General features: G+C 73.7%; 11 protein-coding genes. 4 read left to right on the forward strand and 7 right to left on the reverse strand.

Annotated elements, in window-relative coordinates; genetic code table 11:
• Positions 1-179: 179 nt before the first annotated feature.
• Positions 180-1,667 (forward strand): GTPase HflX, encoded by a 1,488-nt coding sequence (gene hflX, locus D7294_RS28420; protein ID WP_120684674.1) that lies wholly within the window; start codon positions 180-182, stop codon positions 1,665-1,667.
• Positions 1,668-1,755: 88 nt separating this feature from the next.
• Here hflX and D7294_RS28425 read toward each other — a convergent pair whose 3' ends face one another.
• Positions 1,756-2,319 carry a TetR/AcrR family transcriptional regulator gene (locus D7294_RS28425; protein ID WP_158674708.1) on the reverse strand — a complete coding sequence of 188 codons (564 nt, stop codon included), beginning with the start codon at positions 2,317-2,319 and terminating at the stop codon, positions 1,756-1,758.
• A 220-nt stretch (positions 2,320-2,539) separates the two neighbouring features.
• Between D7294_RS28425 and D7294_RS28430 the strand changes: the two genes are divergently transcribed.
• The gene (locus D7294_RS28430; protein ID WP_120684676.1) at positions 2,540-4,762 is read left to right on the forward strand and encodes an MMPL family transporter; all 2,223 of its coding nucleotides are present in this window, start codon (positions 2,540-2,542) and stop codon (positions 4,760-4,762) included.
• Positions 4,763-4,850: 88 nt separating this feature from the next.
• On the opposite strand, the gene D7294_RS28435 is transcribed toward D7294_RS28430, so the two are convergent.
• Positions 4,851-5,615, reverse strand: a complete 765-nt coding sequence (locus D7294_RS28435) for an AfsR/SARP family transcriptional regulator (RefSeq protein WP_120684677.1) — start codon at positions 5,613-5,615, stop codon at positions 4,851-4,853.
• A 303-nt stretch (positions 5,616-5,918) separates the two neighbouring features.
• Here D7294_RS28435 and D7294_RS28440 point away from each other — a divergent pair, with 303 nt between their 5' ends.
• Together D7294_RS28440 and D7294_RS28445 are read left to right on the forward strand one after the other, a co-directional pair.
• Entirely contained in the window at positions 5,919-6,464 is a 546-nt protein-coding gene (locus D7294_RS28440) for an allene oxide cyclase barrel-like domain-containing protein (RefSeq protein WP_120684678.1), read from the forward strand.
• Positions 6,465-6,583: 119 nt separating this feature from the next.
• Complete coding sequence (locus D7294_RS28445) at positions 6,584-7,369, forward strand: thioesterase II family protein (RefSeq protein WP_120684679.1); 786 nt, start codon at positions 6,584-6,586, stop codon at positions 7,367-7,369.
• Positions 7,370-7,388: 19 nt separating this feature from the next.
• Here D7294_RS28445 and D7294_RS28450 read toward each other — a convergent pair whose 3' ends face one another.
• The 5 genes from D7294_RS28450 to D7294_RS28470 all read right to left on the reverse strand — a co-directional run bounded on the left by D7294_RS28450 (position 7,389) and on the right by D7294_RS28470 (position 17,236).
• Positions 7,389-8,708 (reverse strand): phospholipase D-like domain-containing protein, encoded by a 1,320-nt coding sequence (locus D7294_RS28450; RefSeq protein WP_147450926.1) that lies wholly within the window; start codon positions 8,706-8,708, stop codon positions 7,389-7,391.
• Between the two features lie 101 nt (positions 8,709-8,809).
• A complete protein-coding gene (locus D7294_RS28455) occupies positions 8,810-10,135 on the reverse strand; it encodes a glycosyltransferase (protein WP_120684681.1) in 1,326 nt (441 codons plus the stop codon).
• A gap of 35 nt (positions 10,136-10,170) precedes the next feature.
• Complete coding sequence (locus tag D7294_RS28460) at positions 10,171-11,697, reverse strand: MFS transporter (protein ID WP_147450927.1); 1,527 nt, start codon at positions 11,695-11,697, stop codon at positions 10,171-10,173.
• A 14-nt stretch (positions 11,698-11,711) separates the two neighbouring features.
• A complete protein-coding gene (locus tag D7294_RS28465; RefSeq protein ID WP_120684683.1) occupies positions 11,712-12,584 on the reverse strand; it encodes an LLM class F420-dependent oxidoreductase in 873 nt (290 codons plus the stop codon).
• A gap of 47 nt (positions 12,585-12,631) precedes the next feature.
• Positions 12,632-17,236, reverse strand: coding sequence for a type I polyketide synthase (locus D7294_RS28470; RefSeq protein WP_422070756.1), 4,605 nt, complete (start codon positions 17,234-17,236; stop codon positions 12,632-12,634).
• Between the last annotated feature and the right edge of the window lie 6 nt (positions 17,237-17,242).

Below are 17,242 nucleotides of genomic sequence, written 5' to 3' on the forward strand. Positions count from 1 at the left end.
CCCCGGGGAGGCGCGCGCGGGGGCGGCGTTATCCGGGTGACGCGTCGATGGTGGCGTGCCACCATGTGGGAGGCCCCTCAAGGGCCCGCCGGGAATTCTCCGCCTTGCACAGGCGTTGTCCCGGCTGAGAACCCGGCGGCGCTCCCCGCCCGCCGGACCCGTCTACGCGAAGGATTCCCTTGACCTTTTCTTCCCTTCCTCAGGACCACCAGCGCCGCACCGCGGGCCGCCGGGCCGACGCCCTGATGGATGAGGACGTGGCCTGGAGCGAGAGCGACGAGGAGCGCGACGGCGAGCAGTTCGACCGCGAGGACCGGGCCGCGCTGCGCCGCGTGGCCGGGCTCTCCACGGAGCTCGAGGACGTCACCGAGGTCGAGTACCGCCGGCTGCGGCTGGAGCGCGTCGTCCTCGTCGGGGTCTGGACCTCCGGCACGGTCAAGGACGCGGAGAACTCCCTGGCGGAGCTCGCCGCCCTGGCGGAGACCGCGGGCGCGCTGGTGCTCGACGGCGTGATCCAGCGCCGTGACAAGCCGGACCCGGCCACCTACATCGGCTCGGGCAAGGCGCAGGAGCTGCGTGACGTGGTGCTGGAGACCGGCGCGGACACGGTGGTGTGCGACGGCGAGCTCACGCCGGGGCAGCTGATCCACCTCGAAGACGTCGTCAAGGTGAAGGTGGTCGACAGGACCGCCCTGATCCTGGACATCTTCGCCCAGCACGCCAAGTCCCGCGAGGGCAAGGCGCAGGTCTCGCTGGCGCAGATGCAGTACATGCTGCCGCGGCTGCGCGGCTGGGGTCAGTCCCTGTCCCGGCAGATGGGCGGCGGTGGCTCCAGCAGCGGGGGCGGCGGGATGGCCACCCGCGGTCCCGGTGAGACCAAGATCGAGACCGATCGGCGCCGCATCCGCGAGAAGATGGCGAAGATGCGCCGCGAGATCGCCGAGATGCGCACCGACCGCGAGGTCAAGCGGCAGGAGCGCAAGCGCAACCGGGTGCCCTCGGTGGCCATCGCCGGCTACACCAACGCGGGCAAGTCCTCGCTGCTCAACCAGCTGACCGGGGCGGGCGTGCTGGTGGAGAACGCGCTGTTCGCCACCCTGGACCCGACGGTGCGCCGGGCCGAGACGCCGAGCGGCCGGGTCTACACGCTGACCGACACCGTCGGCTTCGTCAGGCACCTGCCGCACGACCTGGTGGAGGCCTTCCGTTCCACGATGGAGGAGGTCGGGGAGGCCGACCTGATCCTGCACGTGGTGGACGGCTCGCACCCGGCGCCCGAGGAGCAGCTGGCCGCGGTCCGCTCGGTGGTCAGGGAGGTCGGCGCGCACGACATTCCCGAGATCGTCGTCGTCAACAAGGCGGATGTGGCCGACGAGCTGACCGTGCAGCGGCTGCTGCGGCAGGAGAAGCGGGCGATCGCGGTCTCCGCGCACTCCGGGCTCGGCATCGAGCAGTTGCTGGCGTGGATCGACGCGGACCTGCCGCGGCCGGGCGTCGAGCTTGAGGTGCTGGTGCCCTACACGCAGGGGGCGCTGGTCTCGCGGGTGCACGCCGAGGGCGAGGTGCTCTCCGAGGAGCACACGCCCGAGGGGACCCTGCTGAAGGCCCAGGTGCACCAGGAGCTGGCGGCCCTGCTGGAGCCGTACGCGCCCGCCGCCAGGAGCTGATCGAGGCCGCGCCGGCCCCGCCTCACGCCCGCGCCCCCGCTCTCCCGTCCCACGGGAGGCGGGGGCGCGGGCGTGGTGCGCCGTGGCCTCAGGAGCGGTGGGTGAGGCCGCGCAGGATGAGGGTGACCCAGCGGCGGCGGGCGGGCTCGGGGAGTTCGTCCCCGGGCAGGGTGCTCATCGTCAGGACGAGGTCGGCGGCGGTGACGTCGGGGTGCAGGGTGCCCTCGGCGTGGCCCGCCTCGACGATGCGGGCGAGCCCGGCCATGGCGCGGTCCTTCAGCTCGGGGGCCGCCTCGATGCCCAGGTTGCTCATGGCGGCCTTCACCGTGCGGTCCTCGCCGGCGGCCGTGCTGATCCGCTCGGTGAGGGTGGTCAGCTCCTCCAGGGCGCTGCCCCCGGCGTCGATGCGCGCCACGGCCTCGTCGAGCGCCGTGAAGATGCGGTCGGACAGCTCCGAGGTGATGGCGCCGATGAGGTCGGCCTTGGTCGGGAAGTGCCGGTAGAGGGTCCCGACGGCGAGGCCGGCCTCCTTGGCGATCTCGTCCATGCCCACCGAGCCGCCGCGCGCGGCGAAGAGGGTGCGCGCGGTGCGCAGGATCTTTTCCCGGTTGCGTGCGGCGTCGGCGCGCAGCCGGTGTGGTGCGGTAGTCATCCCAACCTCCGCCTCGTCGTTCGCAGATGGCTCGCAACTCCGTGGTGCGTGTTGCCCGCCTAACATGAATGATGGTTCACTATAGGTGTCTGTTCGTGGGGAACTCCCTTGCGCAGCAGGGACACCTGGCATGCCCATCAACGATACCGGGGCCCGGGTCCGGCCCGTTCCGGCCAACGCGAGCCGTCTCGCCCCGGCCTGACGCACCCTTGGAGACCCGATGTCCACACTCGCCCGCTGGTGCCACCGCCGCCGGCTCCTGGTCCTCTTACTCTGGCTCGCCTGCCTCGTCGGCCTCGGCGTCGCAAGCGGCGTCGCGGGTGACGGCTACCGGACCGACTTCACCCTGCCGGACAGCGAGTCGAGCACCGCGCTCGACCTGATGAGCGAGGCGACCCCGGACACGGCCGGCGCGACCGCCGGCGTCGTGTGGGAGGTCGACGAGGGCTCGGTCGCCGATGCCGCGCCGCGCGACCGCGTCGAGGCGGCGCTCGCGCAGATCGCGGCCCTGCCGGGCGTCGGCTCGGTCGTCGGCCCCTGGGACGAGGGCGGCGCGGGCCAGATCGGGGCGGGCGAACGCATCGCCTACGCCAGAATCGCCTTCACCGAGCAGAGTTACGAGCTGGACAAGGGCCTGGTCCAGAACGTCATCGACACCGCGCGGGCCGCCGCGACCGAGGGCCTCACCGTGGAACTCGGCGGGGAGGCGATCTCCGTCGCGGAGGAGCCCTCGGCCGCGGCCAGCGAGATCGTCGCCGTCGTCTTCGGCGCCGTCGTGCTGTTCGTCGCCTTCGGCTCGCTCGTCGGGATGGCCGTGCCCCTGGTCATCGCCGTGGCCGGGGTCGGCACCGCGATGCTCTCCATGGGGCTGCTCGCCCACGGCATCGGCATCGCCGACATCGCGCCCACCCTCGGCGCGCTGATCGGCCTCGGCGTCGGCATCGACTACGCCCTGTTCATCGTGACCAGGCACAGGTCGGGGCTCAAGGCCGGGCTCGGCCCCGAGGAGTCCGTGGTCACGGCGCTCGACACCGCGGGCCGCGCGGTGGTCTTCGCCGCGATCACCGTCATCCTGTCCGTCCTCGGCCTGTTCGCCCTCGGCATGGGCTTCCTCAACGGCGTCGCCATCGCCGCCGCGCTCACCGTCCTGTGCACCGTCCTCGCCTCGGTGACCCTGCTGCCCGCGCTGCTCGGCTTCATGGGGATGCGGGTGCTCAGGCCGCGGGAACGCCGCGAGCTCGCCGAGCAGGGGCCGGCCGCCGCGCCCGCCAGGCCCGGCCTGATCGCCCGCTGGGCCGCCGTCGTCGAGCGCCGCCCGCTGCTGCTCTCCGCCGTCGCCGTGCTGGTCATCGCGGTGCTGGCGGCGCCCACCCTCTCGCTGCGGCTGGGCAACTCGGACCAGGGCACCAACCCCGACTCCTTCACCAGCCGCAAGGCGTACGACATGCTCGCCGAGGGCTTCGGACCCGGCTTCAACGGGCCGCTGCTGCTGGTCGCCGAGGCCGGGGACGAGGCGGGGCGGCAGGCGCTCGGCGCGCTGACCCGGGACCTGCCGGGCGTGCCGGGCGTGGCCGAGGTGCACGCCTACCCGATGCAGGCCGGCTCGCCGATCGGCATCGTCCAGGTCACCCCCCGCACCTCGCCCCAGGCCGAGGAGACCTCGGAGCTCATCTCGCGGCTGCGCGAGGAGGTCATCCCCCAGGCCGCGGAGGGCACGGACCTGCACGTCTACGTCGGCGGCCAGACCGCGGTCAACGACGACTTCTCCGACACGATCGCCGACCGGATGTTCCTGTTCATCGGCGTGATCGTCGCCCTGGGCTGCCTGTTGCTGCTGCTGGCCTTTCGCAGCCTGGTGATCCCGCTGACCGCGGCGGTGATGAACCTGATGGCCGCGCTGGCCGCGTTCGGCGTGGTGGTCGCCGCCTTCCAGTGGGGCTGGGTGTCCGACGCGGTGGGCATGGGCACCGGCCCGGTGGAGCCCTTCCTTCCCGTGCTGATGCTGCCGGTGCTGTTCGGGCTCTCCATGGACTACCAGGTCTTCCTCGTCAGCCGCATGCACGAGGAATGGGTGCACGGCAGGGACAACCGGCGGGCCGTGATCGTCGGGCAGTCGGAGACCGGCCGGGTCATCACGGCGGCCGCCACCATCATGATCGCCGTCTTCCTCGCCTTCATCCTGGGCGGCCAGCGGGTCATCTCGATGTTCGGCGCCGGGCTCGCGGTGGCCGTCGCGCTGGACGCCTTCATCCTGCGGACCGTCCTCGTGCCCGCCGCGATGCACGTCCTGGGCCGCTCCAACTGGTGGCTGCCCGGGTGGCTCGACCGCGTCCTGCCGCACCTGTCCGTGGAACGCCCCGGCTCCCCGGCCGCGCGCCCGCCCGCCGGGGCCACGGCCGCGCCGGCCGCGGACGCCTCCGCGCCGGTCGGGTCCGGGCACTGACCGCGCCGGAGGGATCGGGCCGGTCCCAGGGCGGTCGGCGTACCCTCCTTCGCCGGCCGCCCGCGGACCGGCCCGGTCCCCGGCCGGCTCAGGCCCCCGACCTCGCGGCGACCGCCCCGCCGGCGAGGATCGCCTGGTGCGCGGCCCGCAGCCGGCGCCCCGGCTCGACTCCCGCCTCGTCGCGGAGAGTTCTGCGGGCCCTGCGGTACACCTCCAGGGCGTCCGCCTTCCGTTCCGACAGGTACAGCGCCAGCATCAGGTAGCGGTAGAGCGACTCCCGCAGCGGGTGCTCCGCGATCAGCGAGTACAGCTGGCCCACCGTCTCCCGGTGGCGGCCCAGCTGGAAGTACGCCTCCATCAGCAGCTCCGTGCACTCCACCCGCGACTCCGTGAGACTGCCCGCCCAGGCCCCGGCCAGGGGCCCGACCGGCAGGTCGTCCAGCGCGGGCCCGCGCCACAGCGCGAGCGCCGCCTCGCAGGCCGGCACCGCCGCGGTGGCCCGGCGTTCCCTGAGGGCCTGCCGCCCCTCGTCGAGGAGCCGCCGGAAGTCCACCGCGTCCCGCTCGCCCGAGGCCCCGTCGAGGAGGTAGCCCAGCGGCCTGGTCACGATCGGATTGGCCGCGCCCGGGCGGTCGAGGGCCTTCCGCAACTGCGAGACGTGCACGTAGAGAGAGGCCTCGGCGCGGCGCGGCGCGTGGTGCCGCCACACCTCGGTGATGAGCTGGTCGGTGGTCAGCACCTCGTCCGGGCGGGAGAGGAAAGCGGCCAGCAGGACCTGCACCTTGGGTGCGTTGATCAAAACTTCCCGGCCGCCGTCCAGTACCCGCAAATTCCCCAGTACTTCGTACCTCATGGCGCTCCCATTCCCCGTGTTCCCCCTGGTCGAATGTGCTCATGCCGTGCGGCGCATACAGCCTGCCATCCGCTTCCTTTACCTCCCAACCCCTAATCTGCACGCCCCCTGCCCGATGTAAATTGCAGAGTGATTTAGACCCGCTTTAGATGCGCGTCGAATGATGTCTCCTGGAGCGATAACTCCGGGGGGAGCCGGCCTGAGTGGCTTACGGGGGGCCACTTAGGTCGGCTTTAGACGCCTCAATGACGCTTGCCGACGGCACTTGACAGGCCACGATGTCGACCAGCAGAGAGGTACCTGATGAACGTGAAGGAAAGGCGGCGGGCGCGCGGCAAGCGGGCCACGGTTATCGCGGCCGCCGCCTCGGCCATTTCTCTCGCGGCGGTGCTCGCGCCGCAGACCGCGTCCGCGGCAGCGCCCGAGCACCACGGGAACGGAGGCCGGTCCATCGGCACGAACTGCGTGTCGCACGACGACATCTCGGAGTTCGTGACCGGTGGCACCGGCAGCGTCATCGAGCCGGGAAACCAGGGCACTTACCAGACGATTCTGTCGAACTCCGAGGGTGAGCAGATCGGCTCCGTCGACGCCGATGTCACGGTGCTGTGGCAGAACCCGGCGAACGACCACTGGTTCTACTACATCACCGAGACGATCACGCTGGAGGACGGCACCCTGCGGACCGCGGGCATCATCGACCACACCGCCGTCAGCCAGGGGCAGACCCCCTACCTGCCGGCGTTCGGCGTCAGCGGTGTCTACCGCGGCAAGGTCGGCGGCCGGCAGTTCGAGATCGTGGAGGAGCCGGTCAACTGGGCCACGCACATCATCCTGTGCGGCAGGTGACCACTCCTCGTCCCGTGGCCCGGGGCCGGGAGCGCGGGGCAAAGGCGCCCCGCCCCCGGCCACCGGGCCGATCGGCGCCCGCCGCGCCGCGGGCAGCGGAAGGAGAGCAGGACACCACCATGGCAACGACCCCACCCCAGCGCACCGGGTACCTGCCGGGCGACCCCGTCCCCGACGCGCCGCTGCGCCTGGTGTGCTTCCACCACGCGGGCGGCTCCGCCTCGGTCTTCGCCGGCTGGCAGCGCGCCCTCGGCCCCGGCGTCGCGGTCCTCCCGGTGCAGCTGCCTGGCCGCGAGCGCCGGTACGACGAGCCGCGGCCGCGGCATCTGCCCACCCTCCTCGCCGAGCTCGACGCCGAGCTCGACCCCTGGCTGCAGGCGCCGTGGACCTGCTACGGGCACAGCATGGGCGCCCTGCTGGCCTACTCCCTCGTCAGCCGCCGCGCCGCCGCCGGGCGGACCCTGCCGGAGCGGCTGATGGTCGGCGCGCTGCCCGCCCCGCACCGGCCGCGGGTGACGGTGGACCACGAGGGGCTGAGCGAGGAGGAGTTCGCCCAGCGCCTCGTCGAACTCGGCGGGATCTCGCCCACCGTCCGGGCCTACCCCCGATGGCTGCGCGCCGCCGCCTCCCTCGCCCGCGACGACCTCGCCCTGTGCGCGGGCCCCCCGCTGCGCGCGTGGGAGCCGCTGCCCTGCCCGGTGGACGTGTTCACCGGACAGGAGGACCCGCTGATGCGGGAGGGCGACGCGGACGAGTGGGCCGAGCACACCAGGGCGACGTTCACCATTCAGCGCATCCCCGGGGGCCACTTCTTCCCCTGGGAGTCGCCCGACGTCTTCCTCGGCCGGCTCGCCGACTGCCTGCGCCTGGCCGCAGGCGGGATGCGCCGCGGCTCCCTGGCCTGAGGCCGCGCGGGCGCCCCGGCTACGCGGCGGCGCCCGCCTGGCAGGCGGCCCGCAGGTCGTAGAACCAGGACAGGTACGCGTCGTGGACCTGGCGGCCCATGATGCGCAGCTGCGAATCGTCCGAGTTCTCCAGGTGCGTGAAGTTGGCGCTGCCGGTGTAGACCCGCGGCACGAGGTCGTCGTCGTAGAAGCCGTCGGTGAGCATCACCTTGGCGTGCGGGCGCACCTCGTGCCCCGCGGCCACGTCGTGGGTGCAGGGCGTCAGCTGGATCTCCTTGCCGTTGGACGCGGTCCTGCGCAGGGTGCTCAGCACGTCGCTCTCGATGCCCTGCGCGGCGTACACGACGTCGATCCAGCAGTTCTCGCCGCGCAGCCGCAGCAACTCGTCGGCGATCGCCTGGCGGTTTCCGGTGAAGGAGGAGATCACCAGCCTGATGTCGGTCTGGTGGGTGCTGCCGCCGTCCTGGTAGGAGCACTCGATGCCGCGCAGCACGTTCACCACGGGGTCGCCCGTGCCGAGGGCCCGCGGGTAGAACAGGGCCTTGTAGGTGCTGCCCGAGGGCGTGGCCCAGAAGTAGTCCGGGTCCACCGCCGACCTGCGGCCGGCCTGCAGGTCGCCGAAGTGGGTCTGGTACGCCTGGTGGATCGCGGCGTCGGCGAGGGTGTAGGCGTCGTTGTACGAGGTGAAGACGTACCAGTCGGTGAGGTTGGACGAGCTCTGCCACACCACGTTCTGCGTGCTGGTGCCGTCCGCCCAGGCGACCCTGGAGAAGAGCGCGAACTTCTCGTGCGAGTAGTTCCGCGCGAGGCAGCCGCGGGCCGAGGACGCGTAGTCGCCGCAGCCGACCACCCAGGACGCGGCCGACTCGTCGTGCCCGAGCGCGGCGTCCAGCAGGTCCCGCATCGGCTGATTCTTCGCCGAGGTGTTCAGCACCAGCTGCACGTCGACGCCCCGGTCGTGGGCGGCGATCAGGCGCTCGGCGACCTGCTGCGGCGCGCCGCTGGCGCCCGCGACCCACTCGAACATCGCCAGGCGGATGCGCTCGCCCGAGGGAACCGCGTCGATCAGGCCGATGAGCTGGTCGAAGACGGCGCGCTGCGCGGCCGTGGCCGCCCCGCTCGCCGGCCCCGCCGCCGGGTCGTTGAACACCGGCCCGTCCAGCACCACCTGCGCGCCGGCCGCGGTCAGCCGCGTCTGCCCGGCGGCCGCCTGCGCCGCCCCGGGGGCCGGGTCCGGCTCCGCCGCCCGGCTCGCCGCCTGTGCGGGCCCCGCCGTCAGCAGCCAGGCGAGCAGGCAGCACACCAGTGCCGCCGGCGGCAGCACGCGCCGTCCACGCATGGGCACCTTCCTTCCCTCGCTTCGCATGTGAGCATGCTCACCTCAAGCAAGGGTGAACCCCCGGCGGACGCCCAGGGAACCCCCCGGCGCCCGCCGGGAGTTCAGGCGCGCTGCGCCGCCGCCGCGTTGCGGACCGGGGCACCCGTGCTCGCCAGCCGCTCCAGCAGCGCCACCGCCCGGCCCGGCGCCTCCTCGGGCGGCGCCTGGGCGCGGATCTCCTCGGCCCTGGCCCGGTAGGCGGGATCGCCCGCCACCCGCAGCACCGCGGACCTGACGGCGGCGGCCCGCGGCCGGTCCGAACGCAGGTCGATCCCGCAGCCCGCGTACTCCACCCGGGCGGCCACGTCGCCCTTGTCGTCGACCTTGCCCGCCACCACCAGCGGCAGCCCGGCGGCGATGCTCGTCTGCACGCTGCCGAACCCGCCGTTGGTGACGAACACCGAGCACAGCGGCAGCAGCCGCCCGTAGGGCAGGTAACGCGCCACCCGGGTGTTGGCCGGCACCTCGCCGAGCGCCGCCGGGTCGCCGCCGCCCATGACGGCGACGACGAACACGTCCTCGCCCGCCAGCCCGGCGATCGCCGGCTTCAGCAGCATCTCCGGATCGTTCTCCACGGTGCCCTGCGACACCGCGACCACCGGCCGGCCCGCCCGGCGCGCGGCCTCCAGCTCAGGCCACCACGCGGGCGGCTCCCAGGAGTCGCCGGAGGGCAGCGGCATCGAGCCGACGAAGTGCACCGTGGGCGGCAGGTCGGTGCGCGGGTACTCGGCCCCCGGCGCGCAGAACTCGAGGAACAGCTCGGGCCTGATGACGGAGGCGTCGAAGATGGTGCCCTTGACCGGCGGCAGCCCCACCTTCGCCCGCTGCGCCGCGTACTCGCGGGTGGTGCCGCCGAAGACCGCCCGCCTGATCACGGCGTTCAGCAGCCGGTTCCGCAGCCGCCCGGCCCAGCCGGTGCGCAGCCGCAGCGAAAGACCCGGCGGCGGCACCTGCGGACTCAGGTAGGGCAGCAGCGTCACCCCGCACAGCGCCAGCGGCAGGGGCGCGAGCGCCTGCACGAAGTTGGCGCCGACGAAGCCGAGGTCGGCCACCAGCGCGTCGGCTGGCTCCTCCGCCAGCAGGCCCAGGATGTTGCGGGCCTGGTCGGCGGCGGGCGCGACCAGCGTCTTCTCCATGTCGAACTGGAGCTTGCGCACCCGGGACAGCTTCGCCCGCTCGGGGAACTTGGCGTCCGGGTCGCGCCAGTCGAAGTCGTGCTGCTCGGGGATCGGGAAGAAACGCGCACCGGCCTCGGTGACCTTCTCCTCGAAGTGCCGCCCGGTGACGAAGCGGACATCGTGCCCGGCGTCCACCAGGGGCCGCACCAGGGAAAGCACCGGGTTGACGTGGCCCTGCACGGGCACGGCGGCGAGCATGAATCGGGACATGCCGAATCTCCTTAGAGGCGTGGGTGGGCGTGCGCTCAGGCGCCGCCGCCGGGCGGCGTCGCCGCCTGCAGGTCGGCGGCCCTGACGCGGGTGGCGGCCAGGACGACGACCAGGGCGCAGGCCGTGAACAGCGCCCCTACCGTGAAGGCCGAGTGGAGGCCCTCGACCAGCAGGTGACCCGCCTGCTCCCCGGGCCCCGCGTCCGCCGGGAGGTCCCCGGCCGCGCCGCGGCTGGCCGAGCCGAACACGGTGACCATCACGGACAGGCCGAGGGCGGAGCCGCCCTGCTGGGAGGTGTCGAGCAGCCCCGAGGCCGCCCCCGACTCCTCCGGCCGCACCCCGAGGAACGCCACCAGCGCCACCGGCACGTACACCGCGCCGATGCCGAGCCCGAGCAGCAGCCCGGGCAGCAGGATGCCGGTGACGTAGCCGGAGTCCTCGGCCAGCCGCGCCAGCCACAGCATCCCGCAGGTCGTCAGGACCGCGCCGCCCGCCATGAACGGCCGGGCGCCGAGCCGCGGCATCAGCCCACTCGACACCTGCGCCGCCACCACGATCGCGACCGTCACCGGCAGGAACGAGATGCCGGTGCGCAGGGCGCTGTAGCCGAGGACCTCCTGCACGTACTGGGTGAGGAAGAAGAACATCCCGCCCATGGCGGCCGCGGTCAGCAGCATCAGCAGGTAGGCGCCGGCCCGGTTCCGGTCGCGGAACAGCCGCAGCGGCGTGATCGGCTGCCTGGCGCGGCTCTCGATCAGCGCGAACGAGGCCAGCAGCACGCCGCCCACCGCGAAGGACCCCAGCGCCAGGCCGTCGCTCCAGCCCTCGTCCCCCGTCCTGATCAGCCCGTACACGACGGCGAGCAGCCCCCCGGTGGAGGCGGCGGCCCCGGCCACGTCGAAGCGGCCCGGCTGCGGCTCCGACTCCTTGATCAGCCGCGGCACGGCGATCAGCAGCAGCGCCGCGACGGGCAGGTTGACCAGCAGCACCCAGCGCCAGGACGCCCCGGAGACCAGCACGCCGCCCAGGATCAGGCCGAGGGCGGAGCCGGAGACGGAGGCCGCGGCGTAGCCGGCGAACGCCTGGTTGCGGTCCCTGCCCTCGCGGAAGTTGGTCGTGATCAGGGACAGCGCCGTCGGGGAGGCGATCGCGGCACCCATCCCCTGCAGGGCCCGCGACACCAGCAGCCACGCTTCGTTCCCGGCCAGGCCGCCGCTGAGCGAGGCCAGGCCGAACAGGGCGATGCCGGCCATCAGCACCCGGCGGCGGCCCAGGATGTCGCCCGCCCTGCCGCCGAGCAGCAGCAGGCCGCCGAAGGCGAGGATGTAGGCGTTCACCACCCAGGACAGGCTGGTGGGGGAGAAGCCGAGGTGCTCGTGGATGTCGGGCAGCGCAACGGTCACGATCGTCCCGTCCAGCACCAGCATCAGCTGGCAGACGGCGATGATCAGCAGCCTGGGGCCGGTGCGGGAATCGCTTCCCGCGGCCCCGGCGCCCGCCGGGGCCGGCCCGCCGGACTCGGGGGAGCCGGGGGCCGCGGCGGACATCTCGGTTCTGGACACGTCCACTCCGTCCGTCACAGCCCGGCCACGGCCGGAATGATCTTGTCGCCGACCAGTTCCAGGGACTTCAGCGCCCACACCTCGTTGACCGAGCCGAACACCGTGGTCACCCCGTGCTCCGCGAGACGGCCGAGGAAGTCCACGATCTGCTGCGGCGACATCCCCTTGTCGCCGACGTTGAACGGCACGAAGCAGGTCTTCTCGATCTCGTCGTAGTCCCGGCCGACCTCCTCGCAGTGCCGCCGGAGCACCTCCAGCTTCCGGCCCATGCCGGGGGAGGGAAACAGGTTGCAGGCCTGGGCGTACCTGGCGACCAGCCGCAGCGTCTTCTTCTCGCCCGAACCGCCGATCATGATCGGCGGGTGGGGCGCCGTCAGCGGCCGCGGCGAGTCAAGCGTCCGCTCCAGGTGATAGTGCTTGCCGTGGTAGGGGCCGTCCTCCTCGCTCCACATCCGGAGCACGATCTGCACCGCCTCCTCCAGATGCTCGAACCGCTCGGCCAGCGGCGGGAAGGGAATGCCGAGCCCCCGGGCCTCCTCCTCCATCCAGGCCGCGCCGATGCCGAGCCAGGCCCGGCCGCCCGAGAGGACGTCGAGCGTGGACACCGTCTTCGCCAGCACCCCCGGGTACCGGTAGACGGCGCCCGAGACCAGCGTCAGCAGCTTGACCCGCTCGGTGTGCGCGGCGATGAACCCCAGCGCCGTGTACGCCTCGAGCATCTCCCGCTCCACGGGACCGATGTGCGGGATCTGGAAGAAGTGGTCCATCAGCGTGATGTGGGAGAAGCCGGCCTCCTCGGCCGTCCTGGAGATCTCCGCCAGGCCCTTCCCCATCCGGGCCGGTCCCTCCGGCCACGTGAAATCGGCTATCTGCAGGCCGATCTGCATGGTGGGTGTCCTTTCGTGTCGTGCGTCCTGTGGTGGGTGCGCCCCGGTCAGAGGTCGGCGGTCGCGGCGGCCGAGACCAGCTCCGCGTGCAGGTAGGAGGCCAGCGAGGCGGGCGCCGGATGGTCGAAGATCACGGCGGCCGACAGTTCCAGGCCGGTCGATTCGGTGAGCTTGGCCGTCAGCTCCATCGTGGTGAGCGAGGTGAACCCCAGCTCGATGAAGTCCTTGTCCTCGTCGAGGGCTTCGGCGGAGGCGTGCCCGAGCGCGGCGGCCGCACTGCTGAACACCAGCCGCCGCACGAGCCGTTCGCTCTCCTCGGGCGTCGCGGCCACGACCTGCCGCAGCAGCCCCTCGGGGCCCCCGGGCACGGCCTCGGCACCGGCCGGCCCCGCGGCGGCGCGGGCCGCGACCTCGGGCAGCTCGTCGAACAGGCGGGTCGGCGGGTGCTCAGCGCCACCCGGCGCGAACGCGGCCCAGTCGACGTCCGCGAGGTGCACCGCCGTCTCCCCGCGGAGCAGCGCCTGCCGCAGCGCGGCGAGCACGCCGGCGAGCGGCATCAACCGCAGCCCGGCGGGCACCCCCTCCGCCCAGGACGCGCCTGACCCGCCCGCGCCCTCGGCGCCGGCCGCCAACCACGGGCCCAGGGTGACGGCGGTGCCGGGACGGCCCTGCGCGGCACGCCGGGCGGCCAGCGCCCGGCCCCACGCGGCCGTGCCCCGCCCGTCGGCCGGCCCGCCGAGCGCCGGCTCCGCCTCGTCGAAGACCACGAAGGCCGTCAGCGCCGCCTCCTCGGCCTCCGTCAGCGCCGCCTGGACGGCCGCGGCCGAGGCGGCGCCCGCGGTGGCGAACACGGCCGTCAGCGGAAGGCCCTCCGGCGCCTGGTCCAGCACCCCGCGCAGCGCCCCGGCCTCCGTGGGATCGCAGGCCACGACGGTGGCGGAGCCGCCCAGGGACCGCACCTCGGCCTCCAGCATCCCCACCTCGGCGAGCGCCCGCCGCGAGCCCACCGTCAGCAGCAGGTGCCGCACGCCGTTGCGCACCAGCCACCGGGCCAGCGCGGCGCCCCAGGCGCCCGCCCCCTCCACCACGAGGGCCGTACCCGAGGGCCGCCACTGGCCGGCCCCGCCACCGCCCCCGGCGCGAACCAGGCGCCTGACGAGAACGCCCGAGGCGCGGACCGCCCACTCGCGCTCCCCCTCCGCGTCCCCGCCCGCCCCGCCGAGCAGCCCGGCGAGGGACTGCCAGGCGCGGCCGTCGGGGACGGGCGGCAGGTCGACCAGGTGCGCCCAGCCGCGGGGGCGTTCCGCCCCGGCCGCGCCGCCCAGGTCCCACAGCCTGGCCCGCTCGGGCACGGCGGGCCGCTCCGTGCGGTCCACCGCCACCGCGCCACGGGTCGCCAGCCACACCTCCGCCTTGCCGAGCCCGGCCTCCGGCAGGGCCTCGCGCAGCGCATCGGCCGCCGTGGCCCCGCACAGGGACAGCACCCCGGACACGGGCCCTTCCGCGGCGACCGCCTCCCGCAGCGCCGCCGCCAACTCGGCGGGCCGCACGCCGCCTTCGCGGCCCTCGTCCACCGGGAGCACGACCGGCCTGGCGCCGCGCTCGGCGAGCGCCGCCACCGCACCGGCCGCCGCCTCGCCCCCGGCCCCCGCCTCGCCCTCGGCCGCCGCCGGGACGAGCACCAGCCAGACCCCGTCCGGCACCCCCGCCGGGGCCGGCACCTGCCGCCACACCGGCCGGTACCGCCAGGCGCGGGAACGGCGCCGGGCCGCAAGCGCGGGCAGCACGGCGTCCAGGGACGGTTCACGGTCGAGGTCCAGCGCCCTGACCAGCAACTCCGGGTCCTCCCGTTCCACCGCCTCCCAGAACTCGGCCTCCTCGGGCGCCGCCGCCTCCGGTCCCCCCGGCGCCGGCGCGTCGTGGAGCCAGTACGCCTCGCGCCGGAAGGGATACGTGGGCAGCGGTACCGGAACCGCGGGCCGGTGCAGCAGTCGCGCCCAGTCCGGGCGGGTGCCCTGGACGTGCAGGCGGGCCAGGGCCGCCGGATAGGCCACCCCCTCCGCCTGGTCGCGGCGCAGCACCGGAAACGCCCCCGACTCCGGCCCGCCCGCCGCCGCCAGCGTCTCCCGCGTCAGGTGCGTGAGCGAGGCATCGGGCCCCAACTCCAGGTAGGTGGTGGTGTCGTGGGTGTGGAGGGTGGTGATGCCCTGGGCGTAGTGGACGGTGTTTCGGATGTGGTGGGTCCAGTAGGCGGGGTCGGTGAGTTGTTCGGTGGTGGCGAGGTTGCCGGTGGTGTTGGAGATGACCGGGATCGTCGGTGGGTGGTAGGTGAGGGTGGTGGCGGTGGCGTGGAACTGGTCGAGGATGGGGTCCATGTGGGGGGAGTGGAAGGCGTGGGAGACGGTGAGTTCGCGGGTGCGGATGCCGTGGTCGGCGAAGTGGCGGGCGATGGCGCGTGTGGGTTCGGTGTCTCCGGCGATGACGGTGGTGGTGGGGGAGTTGATCGCGGCGAGGGTGACGGTGCCGTGGGTCTCGGCGAGGTGGGGGGTGATCTCCTCGTGGGGGGTGTTGATGGCGATCATGGTTCCGCCGGGGGTGGCGGCCTGCATGAGGCGGGCGCGGGTGGTGATCAGGGTCGCGGCGTCGTTGAGGGTGAGGACTCCTGCCACGTGCGCTGCGGTGAGTTCGCCGAGTGAGTGCCCGGTGAGGTAGTCGGGGGTGATGCCGTGGTGGGTCAGGAGCCGGTAGAGGGCGACTTCCAGGGCGAACAACGCGGGCTGGGTGTAGCGGGTTTGGTTGAGCAGCCCGGCCTCTTCCGTTCCTTCCTCGGCGAACATGAGGGATTTCAGTGGCCGGTCGAGGTGGGGGTCGAGGGCGGCGCAGGTCTCGTCGAGGGCGGTGGCGAAGACGGGATAGGTGTCGTAGAGGTCGCGGCCCATGCCGGGGCGCTGGCTGCCCTGGCCCGAGAAGACGAACGCCACCTTGCCCGGCAGCGTCGTACCCCGCACCACCTGCGGCAGCGCCTCACCGTCCTCGATGGCCCGCAGTCCGGCCAGCAGGTCCCCCGGGTCCGTGGCCACGACCGCCGCGCGGTGCTCGAAGGCCCCCCGGGTGGTGGCCAGGGCCCAGCCCACGGCCATCGGGTCCGCCTCGGGGCCGGTCAGCAGGCGCGCACGGAGGTTTCGCGCCTGGGCGCGCAGGCCCTCCGGCGTGCGCCCGGACAGCACCCACGGCACGGCCGCCCGCGCCCCCGCGGAGGGCAGGCCCGCGGCGGCCTCCGCTTCCGCGGGCTCCTCCTCGGGGGCCTGTTCGATGATGAGGTGGGCGTTGGTGCCGGAGACGCCGAAGGAGGAGACGGCGGCGCGGCGGGGGTGGCCGGTGTCGGGCCAGGTCCTGGCCTCCGTCAGCAGTTCGACGGCTCCCGCGGTCCAGTCGACGTGGGGGGTGGGCTCGTCGATGTGGAGGGTTTTGGGCAGCACCCCGTTGCGCAGGGCCATGACCATTTTGATGACGCCGCCGACGCCTGCGGCGGCCTGGGTGTGGCCGATGTTGGATTTGAGGGAGCCCAGCCACAGCGGCCGGTCTTCCGGCCGGTCCTGGCCGTACGTGGCGAGCAGCGCCTGCGCCTCGATGGGGTCGCCCAGCGTGGTCGCCGTCCCGTGGCCCTCCACCGCGTCCACCTGGTCCGCCGTCAGCCCCGCGTCCTCCAGCGCGGCGAGGATGACGCGTTGCTGGGAAGGGCCGTTGGGGGCGGTGAGGCCGTTGCTTGCGCCGTCCTGGTTCACCGCGGAGCCGCGCAGCACCGCGAGCACGGGGTGGCCGTTCCTGCGGGCGTCCGACAGCCGTTCCAGCAGCACCAGGCCCACGCCCTCGCCCCAGCCGGTGCCGTCGGCCCCGCCCGCGAACGAGCGGCAAAGACCGTCGGGGGACAGCCCCCGCTGCCTGCTGAACTCCGTGAAGACCCCCGGCGTGGACAGCACCGTCACCCCGCCGGCCAGGGCCAGGGAGCACTCGCCCGCGCGCAGCGCCCGCGACGCGAGGTGCAGCGCCACCAGGGAGGAGGAGCAGGCGGTGTCCACGGTGACGGCCGGGCCCTCGAAGCCGAAGGTGTACGAGACGCGGCCCGTCGCCACGCTGCCCGCGCTGCCGTTGCCGAGGAAGCCCTCCAGATCCTCGGGGACGCTGTGCAGGCGGCTGCCGTAGTCGCCGTACATCACCCCGGTGAACACGCCGGTGCGGCTGCCCCGCAGGCTCGCCGGGTCGATGCCCGCCCGCTCCAGGGTCTCCCAGGCGGTCTCAAGCAGCAGCCGCTGCTGCGGGTCCATCGCCAGGGCCTCGCGCGGGCTGATGCCGAAGAACCCCGGGTCGAACTCGGCCGCGTCGTACAGGAACGAGCCCTGCCGCGCGTACATCTTCCCCGGCTTGCCCGGCTCAGGGTCGTACAGCTCGTCGAGGTCCCAGCCGCGGTCAGCGGGGAACTCCCCGGCGGTGGCCACCTCGCCCACGACCAGTTCCCACAGGTCCTCGGCGGAGCGCACGCCACCCGGGTAGCGGCAGCCGAGCGACACGATCGCGATCGGCTCCCGCAGCTCCGCCTCCACCTCCCGCAGGCGCTGCCGCGTGCGGTGCAGGTCGGCCGTGACCCACTTCAGGTAGTC

This window comes from Streptomyces hoynatensis (assembly GCF_003626535.1).
GTDB lineage: Bacteria > Actinomycetota > Actinomycetes > Streptomycetales > Streptomycetaceae > Streptomyces > Streptomyces hoynatensis.

Coding starts and splice junctions, on each gene's coding strand:
- D7294_RS28425 (WP_158674708.1), bottom strand. CDS start 2,319: ATGACTACCGCACCACACCGGCTGCGCGCCGACGCCGCACGCAACCGG.
- D7294_RS28430 (WP_120684676.1), top strand. CDS start 2,540: ATGTCCACACTCGCCCGCTGGTGCCACCGCCGCCGGCTCCTGGTCCTC.
- D7294_RS28450 (WP_147450926.1), bottom strand. CDS start 8,708: ATGCGTGGACGGCGCGTGCTGCCGCCGGCGGCACTGGTGTGCTGCCTG.
- D7294_RS28435 (WP_120684677.1), bottom strand. CDS start 5,615: ATGAGGTACGAAGTACTGGGGAATTTGCGGGTACTGGACGGCGGCCGG.
- D7294_RS28455 (WP_120684681.1), bottom strand. CDS start 10,135: ATGTCCCGATTCATGCTCGCCGCCGTGCCCGTGCAGGGCCACGTCAAC.
- D7294_RS28445 (WP_120684679.1), top strand. CDS start 6,584: ATGGCAACGACCCCACCCCAGCGCACCGGGTACCTGCCGGGCGACCCC.
- D7294_RS28440 (WP_120684678.1), top strand. CDS start 5,919: ATGAACGTGAAGGAAAGGCGGCGGGCGCGCGGCAAGCGGGCCACGGTT.
- D7294_RS28465 (WP_120684683.1), bottom strand. CDS start 12,584: ATGCAGATCGGCCTGCAGATAGCCGATTTCACGTGGCCGGAGGGACCG.